The sequence below is a fragment of the Nostoc sp. DedVER02 genome (genome assembly GCF_034530675.2).
In the GTDB taxonomy this organism is placed as follows: domain Bacteria; phylum Cyanobacteriota; class Cyanobacteriia; order Cyanobacteriales; family Nostocaceae; genus Nostoc.
The window spans coordinates 1-13909 of sequence record NZ_JAVRCP020000040.1; the positions used below are offsets into that span (position 1 = coordinate 1).

Annotated in this window: 10 protein-coding genes; 7 read left to right on the forward strand and 3 right to left on the reverse strand. The window is 42.2% G+C overall.

Annotation, left to right across the window (positions count from 1 at the left end; all coding sequences use genetic code 11):
• Positions 1-155: 155 nt before the first annotated feature.
• On the forward strand, positions 156-1070 hold the full coding sequence (gene glyQ / locus RMZ41_RS26620) for a glycine--tRNA ligase subunit alpha (RefSeq protein WP_322644073.1): 915 nt from the start codon (positions 156-158) through the stop codon (positions 1068-1070).
• 405 nt (positions 1071-1475) lie between these two features.
• Entirely contained in the window at positions 1476-3830 is a 2355-nt protein-coding gene (locus RMZ41_RS26625) for a ComEC/Rec2 family competence protein (RefSeq protein WP_322644022.1), read from the forward strand.
• 195 nt (positions 3831-4025) lie between these two features.
• On the opposite strand, the gene RMZ41_RS26630 is transcribed toward RMZ41_RS26625, so the two are convergent.
• On the reverse strand, positions 4026-7607 hold the full coding sequence (locus RMZ41_RS26630) for an AAA-like domain-containing protein (RefSeq protein WP_322644023.1): 3582 nt from the start codon (positions 7605-7607) through the stop codon (positions 4026-4028).
• A 374-nt stretch (positions 7608-7981) separates the two neighbouring features.
• On the opposite strand from RMZ41_RS26630, the gene rpsO reads away from it, so the two are divergent.
• The 4 genes from rpsO to RMZ41_RS26650 all read left to right on the forward strand — a co-directional run bounded on the left by rpsO (position 7982) and on the right by RMZ41_RS26650 (position 10610).
• Positions 7982-8251: a 30S ribosomal protein S15 gene (gene rpsO / locus RMZ41_RS26635; protein ID WP_041565894.1), complete on the forward strand. Its 270-nt coding sequence runs from the start codon at positions 7982-7984 to the stop codon at positions 8249-8251.
• A gap of 13 nt (positions 8252-8264) precedes the next feature.
• Positions 8265-8735: a PAM68 family protein gene (locus RMZ41_RS26640; RefSeq protein ID WP_322644024.1), complete on the forward strand. Its 471-nt coding sequence runs from the start codon at positions 8265-8267 to the stop codon at positions 8733-8735.
• A 390-nt stretch (positions 8736-9125) separates the two neighbouring features.
• On the forward strand, positions 9126-10184 hold the full coding sequence (gene aroF, locus RMZ41_RS26645; protein ID WP_322644025.1) for a 3-deoxy-7-phosphoheptulonate synthase: 1059 nt from the start codon (positions 9126-9128) through the stop codon (positions 10182-10184).
• 42 nt (positions 10185-10226) lie between these two features.
• Entirely contained in the window at positions 10227-10610 is a 384-nt protein-coding gene (locus tag RMZ41_RS26650) for a nuclear transport factor 2 family protein (protein WP_322644026.1), read from the forward strand.
• Positions 10611-10812: 202 nt separating this feature from the next.
• Here the strand turns inward: RMZ41_RS26650 and RMZ41_RS26655 are convergent, their stop codons facing one another.
• Both RMZ41_RS26655 and RMZ41_RS26660 read right to left on the reverse strand, forming a co-directional pair.
• Entirely contained in the window at positions 10813-11064 is a 252-nt protein-coding gene (locus tag RMZ41_RS26655) for a hypothetical protein (protein ID WP_322644027.1), read from the reverse strand.
• A 287-nt stretch (positions 11065-11351) separates the two neighbouring features.
• On the reverse strand, positions 11352-12617 hold the full coding sequence (locus RMZ41_RS26660; RefSeq protein WP_322644028.1) for an HhoA/HhoB/HtrA family serine endopeptidase: 1266 nt from the start codon (positions 12615-12617) through the stop codon (positions 11352-11354).
• 226 nt (positions 12618-12843) lie between these two features.
• Here RMZ41_RS26660 and RMZ41_RS26665 point away from each other — a divergent pair, with 226 nt between their 5' ends.
• Positions 12844-13740 carry a phosphorylase gene (locus RMZ41_RS26665; protein WP_322644074.1) on the forward strand — a complete coding sequence of 299 codons (897 nt, stop codon included), beginning with the start codon at positions 12844-12846 and terminating at the stop codon, positions 13738-13740.
• Positions 13741-13909 lie beyond the last annotated feature (169 nt).

Below are 13909 nucleotides of genomic sequence, written 5' to 3' on the forward strand. Positions count from 1 at the left end.
CAAGCACTTATTCAATATAACGAACCTAATTCATCCTGTCAACTATTTTTCCAAAAATCTTTTGGGACTCTTTTTCTGTCCCTTCTAACTCCCCACAGTTCAGCCTTCTAGGCAACAATGGTTTATGCACTGTGTCGAGTAATAAGGGGGGAACCATGAATTTTCAATCCGTTATATCTCTGTTGCATCAGTTCTGGAGCGAGCGCGGTTGTCTCATCGCCCAGCCTTACGATATTGAGAAAGGGGCAGGTACTAAGAATCCCCAGACATTTTTAAGAGCATTGGGGCCGGAACCGTGGGCTGTTGCCTATGTTGAACCGTGTCGTCGCCCGACGGATGGGCGCTACGGCGAAAACCCCAACCGTTTCCAACACTATTATCAGTACCAAGTTCTGATTAAGCCCTCGCCAGATAATATCCAGGAGATTTATCTTGATTCATTAAGGGTTTTAGGTATTCGTCCTGAAGACCACGATATTCGGTTTGTAGAGGATAACTGGGAAGATGCGACGGTGGGAGCTTGGGGTACTGGGTGGGAAGTATGGTTAGATGGGATGGAGATTACTCAGTTTACTTACTTCCAGCAGTGTGGAGGTATCGATTGTCGTCCGGTGTCTATTGAAATTACTTATGGTTTAGAGCGATTGGTGATGTACCTCCAGGAAGTAGAGGCAATTACTAAGATTCATTGGACGGACAATATTACTTATGGTGATATTTTTCTGCAAAATGAGATTGAGCAGAGTACATACAATTTTGAAGCGTCTAATCCTGAATTGCTGCTGACGCTGTTTAATTTGTATGAGCAGGAAGCTACTCAGTTAACGGAGAAGGGTTTGGTGTTACCCAGTTTGGATTATGTAATGAAGTGTTCGCACACGTTTAATCTGCTGGATGCTAGAGGCGTGATTTCGGTGACGGAGAGAACTCGCTATATTGCCAGGATTCGGCATTTGGCTAGGAAGGTTGCTCATTTATATGTTGAGCAAAGGGAGAAGTTGGGTTTTCCGTTGCTCAAAGATTTAAAGCCAGTTATACCTAGTGGGCAAGTAGGAGTGGCGGCTACATAAACAAAATTTGCCTCAGTAAATTAACAAACCCTTGATTTTGTATTCTATTGATCTAGGCACATTTTTAATAATGTGGCTATTGCTAAACGCCAAAAATACCGTTAAATCTTGAGTCTAGAACATTAAGGCTACAAGGATAAGGCCCGCCTCATCTGTGCGGGCTTTGTTTGTATAAACTTGATGGACTATACTTCACCACAAGCATAAAAATTTTTTGGTGTTGCTGATTAGAGAGATGCCAAGCTTATGTAGAGGGGATCTAGACATAGATAATAAGAGTTTGGAATATTTTATTTTTGAATTTAATTGCCAATTTCAGGAACGTGGGTTTTTCTTGATTGCTGCCTTAGCTATTTTTAAGCCAAATGTAAATTCGGGTTGTCAGGTGCTTTTACAAAAAATCTTATGATTCAAACCAGTGGTGTAATTATTTGTCTTGGTTATATTTTTGGGTTGCTGTTTACAGCAGTTCCTTGGGGTGGTGTGTGGATTTTGGTTTTGGGGATAGCGGGAGCAATTGTTTTTAGAAGACGCACCAGTTCACAACAACTTGCTCAGAAAGCAGAGAAGGCTGGAAGTAAAAATAAGGCAGTGCCTAACATTTGGCAAACTAATTCCCATCCTCGAATATGGTTAGCTGCTGGTTTGGTGGGATTATTGGCAACTCTATATTTTCAATGGCGAGTGCCTCAACCAGGTGCAAAAGATATTAGTCAGTTTGTTCCGCCTGGAAATAGCAATAATCAAGAACAACTTGTGATTGTTCGTGGGGAAGTGGCGAGTAATCCTCGCTTAACTCGCAGTCAGCGAGGACAATTTTGGCTGGAAGCGACTCAGATAGATGAGGTTAAAAATGAAAAAGGTTCAGTAGGTGTCCCGAAAGGGGTAACGGGCAAATTGTATGTTACAGTGCCTATACTTCAGGCTACTGGGTTATACCCTAGTCAACAAATTGCTGTGACTGGGATTTTGTACAAACCAAAGGCGGCTTCTAATCCTGGTGGTTTCGATTTTCAGAAGTTTCTCAAGCAGGAAGGAACGTTTGCTGGTTTGATTGGGCGACAAATAAATGTTTTAGATCAGGAACGCAAATGGGGATGGTGGCAAATTCGAGAACGAATTGTGCGATCGCAAGTTCGGTGGTTGGGTATTCCTGAAGGCCCTCTTGTCAGTGCAATGGTGTTGGGAAGCAAAGCTGTTGATTTACCTTACGATATCCGCGATTTGTTTGTACAAGCAGGATTAGCTCATGCCTTAGCAGCTTCCGGGTTTCAAACTTCTTTGATTTTGAGTGTAATTTTACAGCTTACGAGACGGGCAAAAAAAGGAACGCAATTTACCCTTGGCTTTTTGGCTTTAATTATTTTTCTGAGTTTAACAGGTTTTCAACCTGCGGTTCTCAGAGCCGTAATTATGGGTTTTGCAGCATTAGTTGGATTGCTATTAAAAAGAAAGGTAAAACAGTTCGGATCGTTACTATTAGCAGCAACTCTGTTACTGGTGTTTAATCCCCTATGGATTTGGGATTTAGGTTTTCAATTGAGTTTTTTAGCAACACTGGGATTAATTGTAACAGTACCTGCGTTAGTTAATCGCCTAGCATGGCTACCACCTGCGATCGCTTCTTTGGTTGCCGTTCCCCTGGCTGCGACTCTTTGGACTTTACCTGTACAACTTTTTGTGTTTGGGGTTGTACCATCTTATAGTCTGTTGCTGAATGTGGTTAGTACCCCATTAATTTCGATCATTAGTATTGGTGGAATCATTAGTGCCCTAGCGGGTTTAATTTGGACTCCGGCAGGGAGTTTCCTTGCTGCGGTGTTGCATTATCCGACAGACTGGCTAATTAAATTAGTGGAATTTTTCAGTAAGTTGCCAGGGAATTCTGTTGCTGTCGGTAGTATATCTACTTGGCAGCTTTTAGCGATTTACACACTGATTATACTTGTTTGGCTAGTCCCTTGGTGGCAGCGTCAGTGGTGGGTTGCTAATGTGATGGCGATTGGTTTAGTATTCATCCCCCTTTGGCATTCTACAAATACATTATTTAGGATAACGGTATTAGAATCTGGTACGGAACCAATTGTAGTTGTTCAAGATAAAGGGACTGTAACTGTAATTAATAGTGGAGATGAAGGGACTGGACGTTTCACAATTTTACCGTTTTTACAACAGCAGGGTGTAAATCAAATCAATTGGGCGATCGCAACTGATTTTCAAGGCAATGAAAGCAATGCTTGGTTGGAATTACTGCAACGTCTACCAATCAAAAACTTTTATGAATATTCCCCTAATCCAGAAAATTCTATTGCAACCCAGGCAATTCAACAAGAATTACAAAAGTATCAGGGTTCTTACCAACCGATGGCAGTTGGTCAAGCTGTCAAAACGGGTTCAATAGTGGCACAATTAATCAACGATCAATTACCTATTTTACAATTACAAATTTTAGATCAGAATTGGTTATTAGTTGGTAATGTCAAGTCTAAAGAGGTGCAGCAATTAGTTAAAAATGGGAGTTTGTCTCGGCCACAAGTGCTGTGGTGTGCCCCTCAGTCATTAAAAGATTTAGTTCTTGCTCTGCAACCAAAAGTAGCGATCGCTTCTTCTGCTAACTTTGATCCAAAAGCTTTATCTGAGCTAAATCAAAGCCAAACTAAATTGTTTTTTACAGGACGAGATGGAGCTATCCAATGGACTCCTGATGGTCAGTTTGAGGCATTTATTGAAGCAGCAGAAAATAAGTCTTCTATCTTATAGAAAATTCAAGAATAAGCAAAGATGTAACTAAGCCACAGAAGATTAATTGGTCTTTGTTGTCAGGCGAACAAAATCATCATTTTAGGACTTACGCATTGACATAAAATACTAAATATAGATGTTTTAAAAAACTATATCTGTAATTTTCTTTGCATAACAGCTTATTTTTCTTTTCTCACAATGATAGAAAATAGGTTAATTGCAAAGAGTGCGATCGCTCTCCTCCAATGCTGTGTTAGTTTTCAAATAATCTTTCACTAGGGCGCAAGCATAAGCTGGTGCATTTAAGTTGAGAATTCGCTGTAAATTCCAGAGAATCAGTGTGTTGTCATCTCCCCCTGAGACAAGCATTGTTCCGTCTCGGCTGATGGCAATTTCCCTAATTGCTGCGGTATGTCCTCTGAGAGTTGTGATTTCTGTACCATCCAATTTCCAAAGTTTGACGGTATCATCGACACTTCCAGAAGCAACTATTTTTCCATCGGGACTAAACGCAACTCCCCAAATTGCAGCCGTATGACCTTTAAAAGTTTTTAGCAAGTTGCCTTCAACTGTCCATAACTTCACAGTATTGTCGCCACTTCCAGTAGCTACCATTTTACTGTCAGGGCTGAAGGCTATTCTCCATACTGTCGCCGAATGTCCTACAAGGGTTTTGAATAACTTACCATCAAGCGTCCACAATTTAGCGGTACTATCGCCACTAGCTGAACCAACAAGCCGACCATCTGGACTAAATACGACGTGCCAAACTTCCGCCTGATGTCCTTTGAGAATCTGTGGTGTAGAGCGATCGCGTTTCCATATTTGAGCAATTTTGTCAACATTTGCCATTGCGATCGTTTGTCCATCGGGACTCAAGACTGCTGCTAAGACTTTACCGAGAGGATCTTTGTAAGTGGCGACTAAAGTGCCGTCTCGCTTCTTGAGTTTTACCGTATCATCGTAAGTGTGAAGCGCAATTAATTTGCCATCTTCACTAAATGAAACCTCAAAGATTGCGCCCCCAGATTCAGTAAAAGTTTTGAGCAATTTACCTTGGCGACTCCAAAGTTTAGCGGTGTTCTCGTGGCTAGCTGTGGCGATCGCTGAACTGTCGGAGGTAATAGCTATTGACCAAATCCCAGCTTTATGGGCAACGATCGACTTCTGGAATGGGTTTTGACTTTGCCAGAGTCTAACAACGTTTTCTGCGCCAGCTGTTGCAATAAAGCTGCCGTCTGGACTAATAGTGATTCCCCAAACAGATGCGGTGTGTCCTTTCAGTGTTCTCAGTTCTGTACCATCAATGTTCCAAAGTTTAATTGTTTTGTCAAGACTGGCACTGGCAATAGTTTGACTATCGGGACTAAAAGCGACTCCTGAAATCCCAGCGCTGTGACCTTTAAGCGTTTTATCAAAGTGGTAGTTGCCATCTGTGCTGTTTCGCTGCCAAAGTTTGACAGTTGCATCTTCACTCGCTGAAGCAATGGTCTGACCGTCGGGGCTGAAAGCTACTCCTACAACCCAACCTGTATGACCTTGGAGAGATTGTAAAAGCTTGGCGTTTTGCCAGCCTGAACCTTCACGTTTCCAGAGTTTTATTGTCTTATCGAGACTTGCAGCAGCAACTATTTGACCATCAGGACTAAAGGTGATTCCCCAAAATCCTACTGTGTAATCTTGAAACGTTTTCAGCAAGGTTCCGTCTCGCTTCCAGAGTTTCGCAGTTCTGTCAAAACTGGCAGAGGCAAGGAATTGACCATCGGGACTAAAGGCTACTCCCCAAACTGAAGCAGTATGACCTTTGAAGGTGTTTAGCAAAGTACCATTTCGCTTCCAAATTTTAATAGTGCCATCTTCGCTCGCCGAGGCGAGTGTCTGGCCGTCGGGGCTAAAATCGATTGCCCTAACTGCTGCCTGATGACCTTTGAGAGTTGCAACTTCTGTACCATCACGTCGCCAAACCTTGATTGTTTTATCTATACTTGCTGAGGCAATCAGAGAACTGTCAGGGCTGACATCTACCGCTAAAACAGCTGCTGCATGACCCGAAAAACGATTATACTCGTCTGCTCCGTAAACTGCTTGGCGTAATACATTGTCTACCTGACGCTGAATATTTGTGTTTGGTCTACCTAAATGTTGTAGTCTATGTTTGGCTTTAATTGCTTCTATAAGCGCATCCAATCTGCGATTTGAGGCTAATAATCCTTCAGAAGAGGATACGATCGCTCGAATTTCGCTCTTTCTGGCTTGACTTGCGCTTTTAAGAGCTTGACGGTACAAAATGAAACTTCCTATCCCCAAACAGGAAGAGACGAGCAAACCAATACAGACTGCGATTAGCAAGAATCTTTGCAGTCTAGCAGTTTTTTTCTCTTGGGCTAGTCTTGCTTCTACTTCTTTGGCGCGGGCTGCCTCTAATGCCGTTTGCACTTCGCGTCGTTCACATTCTTGACTAGCAGCTAAGAATTTATAATCCAAATCACTCAGACTTTTGCCCTGCGCCCAATTTTGAGTATCTTTTAGAGCCTGTCCTCGCAAAAGACGCGATTCATCTTTAAAGGAAGAGGCTACCCAAGAATTAAATGTTTGCGAATAAGGACGAAGATTGTCCAAATGCTTGATTACCCATTCAGTATTGAAAACATTCTGATAGATGGGATTTTTAATTTTGAGATAGCCGTTGTGTTTCTCGACTACACCAGATAACAACAGTTCTGCCTGTTCTTGACTATCATCAGTCGGGACAAGGAAATCAGATAATGAAGTATAAAGTTTATCTTTTCTCTGTCCCCTGCCCCCTGCTCCCTGCTCCCCTGCTTCCTCTGCTTGCAACACTCGTTGGTAAAGCCCTAGTAATCTTCCGGCTCGGTGTTCGTTAAAAAGTAGGCGATCGCGGATTGTGCGGAGGTGTTCGGGATCGTCCTTGGCTTCCCAGTGTTGAATAATTTGCGATCGCACAAATTGTTCTATCCAAGATGCTTCTGTCCCTGGCGGTAAATCAATTTTTCTATTAGATGTTTCTAAAGCTGCATGAACAATTAGCTGACAAAGTTTTTGGGTCAGAAATGGTTGTCCGCCACTCCAGTAAAGAATTTCTTGAAGTATTGCTTCCGGCTGAGTGATAACTTCCTCTAATCCCTTTAGCAATGGCGTGGCTTCATGGAGTTGAAAACCATGTAAATCTATTGCTGTACCAATATTAAAAGGTGTGCGACGTTTGTCAGAAATTAGGTCAGATGGACTGGCTACCCCAAATAGTGTAAATCCCAAGCGTTGAAAATTCGGATCGTCTGCCTGTTGGTTATAACAATGACGAATCCAGGCAAAAAAGTCACTGACAGGAAAACTTAAACTTAATAAGCTATCAATCTCATCAATGAAGATGAAAATACATTCGGCTTTGGTGTTTGGCAGCAACACTTCTTCTACAAACTGGTGTAGTTTTTGTACTGAGGAAAGACCCGCTTGCATCTCCCACCATTGCTTAAATTTGACTTTTTCTACTAGATTTAAGGCATAAAATAAGCTGATAATAACGCCTTTGTACCATTGTTCTGGTGTAGTATCTTCGCTACCCAATGTAGTCACATCTAAATAAACACAGCTATAGCCTTCCTGTCTGAGACGATAACTTGTGCGCTGTAATAGCGATGACTTGCCCATCTGTCGAGAATTGAAGACGTAACAAAAATCACCAGCTTTCAGACTTGTATAAAGTTTTTCGTCTGCTTGACGAATAACATAAGTGGGATCGTCACTACGGAGACTACCCCCTACCTGGTATCTCATATTGAACTATGATTATCAAACAAAGAGATTAACACAATGAATAGTAATTGAATGATGATTGCGGCGATATTTACAACAAGCTACACCTACACACTTATGCTTTTTGAAGATTGTAAACATTTGCTCTAGGCAAGATCATCCTATAATCAAGAGTCTTTATAACCTTTAAATCCCCTTAATTGTGGAAACTATAATTGTTTGGCAAAATCAGCGCGGTGGAGTTCGCAAGATGGTTAAGATGCGATCGCTATTTTTTACTTAGTATTCTAGATTGCAAGGTGTAGCAGCAAAGATGATTCGACATCCAGCTTAATGGCTGTGATATTATGGGAGACTGCTACATACATTTAGAAAAACTAGAAATTGAATCAATCATGGCTCTGACGCAACTGCGGAAACAAGAAATCATTTCCAATTACCAAGTTCACGAAACCGACACGGGATCGGCCGATGTCCAAGTTGCCATGCTAACTGAGCGCATTAACCGCCTCAGCGAACATCTCCAGGCAAATAAAAAAGACCATTCTTCTCGCCGGGGACTGTTGAAGTTAATTGGTCAGCGTAAGCGCCTTCTAGCCTACATATCGCAGGAAAGCCGCGAAAAGTATCAAGCTTTGATCGCTCGCCTCGGTATTCGTGGATAGGGAACTACCGCTTATGTCTGCTGAAGAATCTGAACGCAGTCGCTTGCCCTTTGAACCAAACAAAAAGCGCCAAAAACCCGCAAAAACTCAAAGTAAACCAGCAGCACAGCCACAAGAATCAGGCAAACAGGCTGATAGAAAACCGACTTACACCAAAGAAGAAATGGCTATTCCCCAAGTAGTCAGCCAAAGAATGATCCGTCGGGTAGCTGGATTCTGTGGTGTACCAACAGCTTTGGGCATTAGCGCCTTGATTATCAGCTATCTGCTTGCTATCTACTCCGATATCAAACTACCTCCCATCGCCGTGTTATTGGTGAACATGGGATTATTTGGTTTAGGAGTCTTAGGGATAACTTATGGCGTTCTTTCTGCCTCTTGGGATGAAGAAAGAGTCGGAAGTTTGCTAGGTTTGGGTGAGTTCAACACCAATTGGGGAAGAATGGTAGCAGTTTGGCGCGAAACTCGCCAAAAAAACTCATAATGAACGGCGCTCAGATATTAATTAGGTAACTGTGGTATTGGGTAAATTAAAAAGTGAATGTTGAAGTTGAAATTTTATTAGGAAAGAATTCAGGAGCCAGGAGCCAGAATTCAGAATCAATTAGTGGCGAGTCCAAATCTTGCGCTGATTTTATTCTGACTCCTGAATTCAGAATTCTGAATTCTTTTTCAAAACTTCAACATTACTGATTTAAAATTATATATTTTTTATACCCTATATCCAGTTACCTGGTAGTAAAACTACTGACTGAGCGCTATATTTTATTTGTAAATAAATTTGATTTTTAACTACTCGTAATTAAGGCAATAGGCAACAATAAGCTTAGACCATTTACAAAAAAATATTACTCAATTAATCAGGAAGTTTTACATGATTATAGTAATGAAGAGTGGTTCTCCAGAGGCGGAAATAAACCGCATTGATGAGGAATTAACTACCTGGGGGCTAACTCCAGAAAAAATTATTGGTCAACACAAAGTAGTTATTGGTCTTGTCGGTGAAACTGCTAGCTTAGATCCATTACAAATTCAGGAACTTAGCCCCTGGATTGAGCAGGTATTACGGGTAGAACAACCTTACAAACGAGCCAGCCGCCAATACCGTCACGGTGAAGCTTCGGAAGTAGTAGTTAATACTCCCAATGGAGAAGTGATATTTGGTGAACACCAGCCTTTGGTAGTAGTTGCTGGCCCTTGTTCCGTAGAAAATGAAGAAATGATTGTGGAGACAGCGCGGCGCGTTAAGACGGCTGGAGCTAAGTTTTTGCGCGGCGGGGCATACAAACCTCGGACTTCACCTTACGCCTTTCAAGGACACGGCGAGAGTGCTTTGGATTTATTGGCGAAGGCGCGGGAAGTTAGCGGACTAGGTATTATTACAGAAGTGATGGATGCAGTTGACCTGGATAAAATTGCCGAAGTTGCTGACGTGATTCAGGTTGGGGCAAGAAATATGCAGAATTTCTCCTTGCTCAAAAAAGTGGGAGCGCAGCCGAAACCAGTTTTATTAAAGCGAGGAATGGCGGCTACTATTGAAGATTGGTTGATGGCAGCCGAGTATATTTTGGCATCTGGTAATTCTAATGTGATTTTGTGTGAAAGGGGAATACGTACCTTTGACCGCCAATATACGCGAAATACGCTGGATTTATCGGTAGTACCAGTGTTGCGAAAGCTGACTCACTTGCCAATCATGATTGACCCCAGCCACGGCGTAGGCTGGTCTGAATTTGTGCCTTCAATGGCAATGGCTGCGATCGCAGCTGGTACAGACTCCCTTATGATAGAAGTTCATCCCAACCCTGCCAAAGCTTTATCCGACGGGCCTCAATCTGTGACACCAGATCGTTTTGATAAATTGATGCAAGAATTAGCTGTAATAGGTAAGGCAGTAGGACGCTGGCCGCAACCAGCAGTTGCTCTAGCTTAAAATTCAGTTTAACTTCTTGCTAGTACAAGGCGGCGGAAATAGATGTCAAATCAACCTGCACCAGAAATCGAATTGCTCCGTGCGGCTTACGCGGCTTTCAACGCGCGAGACATTGACGCTGCCCTTGCCCTCATGACTCCAGACGTGGCTTGGCCGAAAGCGTTCAAAGGCGGTTTTGTCCGTGGAGTTGAAGAAGTTCGCGCTTACTGGACGGAGCAATGGAGCGAGATAAATCCGCACGTCGAGCCGATTTCCTTTTATTTGGAGGAAGCTGGGCACATTTTGGTCGATGTGCATCAGGTCGTGCGTGATCTGGGCGGAGCAGTTCTTGCCGATGAACACGTGGGTCATCGATTTACCCTTGAGCAGGGCTTGATTCAAGGTATGGAAGTCTGTTCACTTCCATCGTCCACTCCAAAAACCTAACCACGCGCTCCAGCGAACAGGCATCGGTGGGCTGTTATATTCTCTCAGAACTTGTACATTTTCCAAAAGTGGATGTTCCTGCATAATAATAAATCCCCTTTAGAATATTTCTAAATGGGATTTTTAAACACTAAATGAATCTCTGAAAAAAGAACTCTGCAATCAATATTGATAGGCAATACTTTTTGCATTTGTAGGTCTTTTATCTTCTATATACATAGCGAGCAGGTATCCACCTACGGCCACGATTTGTTTGCACCCAACGTCCAGGAACTAATATTCTTCTTCTCGCTTGAGGGGTACGAACCCTAACTGGCGATGCTTTTCTGATGATTCTAACTGGAACTGGTCGCCTAACAGACCGTCTAATCTGAGCATCAGCCTGGGAAGGAATAAAGGTAAAAGCAATTGGTAAAATCAGCGCTGCACTAGCAAGCATTCTTTTAATACTCATTCGCAAACTTTCCTTCTGATAGATATAGACATCAAACTGATTAATATTTCGCAAAATATTAATCAGTTTCACAAATAAATAATATGGATGAAAAGAGCTATACACCAGTGAAAAAGGTAATTAACTGTACCATGACATTAGTCATGGATCAAAAATATAAAAATAACTCTGTTTTTAAAGAAAAGTTCTGATGTTTGTGGCAATGCCCACCTTATCTTTGCCGGCAAAAAAAGGGACAGGCAAAATACCCATCCCAATAAATTCACTTCGACTCAATAAAAAAACTTTTATTGTACTGGTTGGGTGGGGAAAGCACCAGGCTGTACGGCTATGTTAAGATTTTGTCCATTGCGACGTAATTCTAAACGCAAATCACCCCCGACTTGGCTATTTTCTACTACCTTTTGGACACTGCTAGCATCTGTGACTGATTGCCCGCCGAGTTTTTGGATAACATCACCAGCGCGTATACCTGCTTTAGCTGCTGGCGAATTTGGCACAACTTTCACAACTAATACACCTTTATCTTCATTCACACTCAAACCGCTATTAGGATCTGAGTTGATATTTTGTTTTAGCTGAGGCGTTAACCCCACCATTTGAATTCCCAAATAAGGATGTTCTACTTTGCCTGTAGCTATTATTTGACTGGAAATGCGTTGTGCTGTGTTGATGGGAATAGCAAAACCTAATCCTTGCGCCCCTTGGATAATAGCTGTATTCATGGCAATCACTTCGCCACGGGAATTTAATAGGGGCCCGCCGGAATTACCAGGATTAATGGCTGCATCAGTTTGAATATACTCTACTCGCTTATCGGGAGCGCCGATTTGATTGCTACTACGTCCGGTAGCACTGATGATTCCGGTAGTTACTGTATTATCTAGTCCAAGAGGGTTGCCGATCGCGATCGCCCATTCTCCCGGTTGCAGTTGATCTGAGTTACCTAATGCTACTAATGGCAGATTATCCGCCTGAATCTTCACAACAGCAACATCAGTCAACTCGTCTTTTCCTAAAACCTTTCCTTTAAAAGTACGTCCATCTTTAAGTGTAACTGTAACCGTATCAGCACCATCAACTACGTGAGCATTGGTGAGAATACGACCATCAGCACTAATAATAAAACCTGAACCAGTACCCCGTTCTACCCGATTCTGTTGTTCTGGCATTTGAGAGCCAAAGAACCGTTGAAAAAATGGATCGTTAAATTCATCTGGTATCTGGGCTTTTACAGTTCGGGAAGAATCAATCCGTACTACAGCCGGCCCAACCTTTTGCACCACCTGGGTAACAAAGTTAGGATCTGTGGCAGCTGCTAATGGAGGAGCAGCATTTACTCGACTCACTGCCAAATTAGATGCATTCTCAGACACCTGCTGAGAATGACCAGCCATGTAGCCACCTGCTAATGTCATACCTGATCCCAGCAGCACCAGCGATAGAGAGGCGGCAGCCTTTTTCCAGGGTGCTTGATTATGGTATTTGGTGTCAGCAGTGTTGGATAAAATGCTATTTGATGGGTTTTCTCCATCACGACGTTGGTTTTGCATTGCTGTCTGGAAAGATATTTAAATGTATTACTAATGTAGATATGATTTGTGACAGTTTTGTTGCGGAGGTATTGCGTTTTTGTGAAAGGTTTGATATTTAACTAAACCTTATTGGAATATACTCACATAGTTGTCATGCGTGTAAACTTAGAGCCAGAGAAATTTATAATCGCCAATTTAAGGTTAACTTGAATCCGTGTTCCCTACCATGTCTGAAGAAATAAAAATGCCACAGGGGAAAATCTTACTGAAACCTGGCACTTTATGGACAAGTGTTAAAGAACGAACTGAATATGCTTTGCAATGCGGGGCATTACTGTCGATACCGACAGAATTTGAATTTGTCGAACAGGATGGCGTGCGCTTTTTGGTACGGATTTTGTCTAACCTGAATCGCAAAAAAGCAGCTAAGGAAAAACAGGAAAAACAATCTGTTCTCTCTGGTGAAGAGTTTAACCCTTTTTTGCCTTATGAAGAAGATTTATTTGTGGCGGATATCTCCGATACTCATGTATGTATTTTAAATAAATATAACGTTGTCGATCGCCACCTGCTAATCATTACCCGTGCCTTCGAGGAACAGGAAAGTTTGCTAACTTTGGAAGATTTTGCGGCTATGTGGGCGTGTTTAGCTGATTTTGATGGTTTAGCATTTTACAACAGTGGCAAAACGGCAGGTGCTAGTCAGCGACACAAACACTTGCAATTAGTACCACTACCGCTTACATCTTCAGGGCCACAGATACCTATTGAACCTCTACTGACAACAACACAATTTCAAGACTCGAACGCAACTTTAACAAAGCTTCCTTTCATACACGCTTTTGCGCCACTAAATCCTGATTGGATGGAGTCACCATTGACAGCAGCCCAAGCAACACTAGAAGTTTATCGCACTTTGCTAGGGGCTGTGGGTTTGGATGCAAGGCAATTGGGTGCTTACAATATGCTAGCGACACGAGAATGGATGTTAATCGTACCGCGATCGCAGGAGCATTTTCACTCCATTTCTGTGAATTCATTAGGATTTGCTGGTGCTTTGCTAGTACGAAACGCAGTCGAAATGGAGATACTCAAAACCCAAGGGCCGATGACCATTCTCAAAAACGTTGCTCTATCTTAATCAAATTTATGTTGTGTATCAACGTAAATACTCGTTTCAGATTCTTATCAATCATTCTTTAGTGGGAAATAGACTTGCGCGGTAGGGGTAATTTATGAATTGCCCTACATTTCGTAGTTAATGCCTAAGCCCTATTTAATCTTAGATAGATGTTTTGCTATCATTTTCT